Here is a 1,160-nt window from a genome sequence, read left to right as displayed (position 1 = left end):
GCGACGATGCCGGCGCCGACGGTGCGGCCGCCTTCGCGGATGGCGAAGCGCAGCTTTTCTTCCATCGCGATCGGAACGATCAGCTCGACGGAGACCGTGACGTTGTCGCCAGGCATGACCATTTCCGTGCCTTCAGGAAGCGACACGATGCCGGTCACGTCCGTCGTGCGGAAGTAGAACTGCGGACGGTAGTTGGTGAAGAACGGCGTATGACGGCCGCCTTCTTCCTTCGTCAGGATGTAGGCTTCGGCCATGAACTTCTTGTGCGGCTTGACCGAACCCGGCTTGCACAGGATCTGGCCACGCTCGACGCCGTCACGGGTGACGCCGCGGATCAGCGCGCCGATGTTGTCGCCGGCCTGGCCCTGGTCGAGCAGCTTGCGGAACATTTCAACGCCGGTCACCGTCGTCTTCGTGGTGGCGCGGATGCCGACGATCTCGACTTCTTCGCCAACCTTGACGATGCCACGCTCGACGCGGCCGGTCACGACCGTGCCACGGCCGGAGATCGAGAACACGTCTTCGATCGGCAGCAGGAACGGCAGGTTGATCGGACGCTCAGGCGTCGGGATGTAGGCGTCGACAGCAGCCATCAGCTCGCGGATCGAATCTTCGCCGATCTTCTTGTCCGAATCTTCAAGCGCAGCCAGTGCCGAACCCTTGATGATCGGGATGTCGTCGCCCGGGAAGTCGTACATCGACAACAGTTCGCGCACTTCCAGCTCGACGAGCTCGAGAAGCTCGGCGTCGTCAACCTGGTCGACCTTGTTCAAAAACACCACGATCGCCGGAACGCCGACCTGACGGGCAAGCAGGATGTGCTCGCGGGTCTGCGGCATCGGGCCGTCGGCAGCCGAGCACACCAGGATCGCGCCGTCCATCTGCGCAGCACCGGTGATCATGTTCTTGACGTAGTCGGCGTGGCCGGGGCAGTCGACGTGGGCATAGTGACGGTTGGCCGTCTCGTATTCGACGTGTGCCGTCGAGATGGTGATGCCGCGGGCCTTTTCTTCCGGAGCAGCGTCGATCTGGTCGTACGCCTTGTATTCGCCGAAATACTTCGTGATCGCTGCCGTCAGCGACGTCTTGCCATGGTCGACGTGGCCGATCGTGCCAATGTTAACGTGCGGCTTGTTGCGCTCAAATTTGCTCTTTGCCAT

General features: G+C 62.2%; 1 protein-coding gene. It reads right to left on the bottom strand.

The genetic code is table 11. The features are described 5' to 3' along the window. Positions 1-1,160, bottom strand: a 1,160-nt coding sequence (tuf, locus tag J2Z75_RS29115) for an elongation factor Tu (protein ID WP_209857449.1), incomplete at its 3' end; no start/stop codon positions are given.

Origin of the sequence: Rhizobium herbae, assembly GCF_017873135.1 — a bacterium.
Classification (GTDB): Bacteria; Pseudomonadota; Alphaproteobacteria; order Rhizobiales; family Rhizobiaceae; genus Pararhizobium; species Pararhizobium herbae.
Note: the sequence above shows the minus strand (reverse complement) of the source record. Positions and strands in the feature narration are given on the sequence as shown.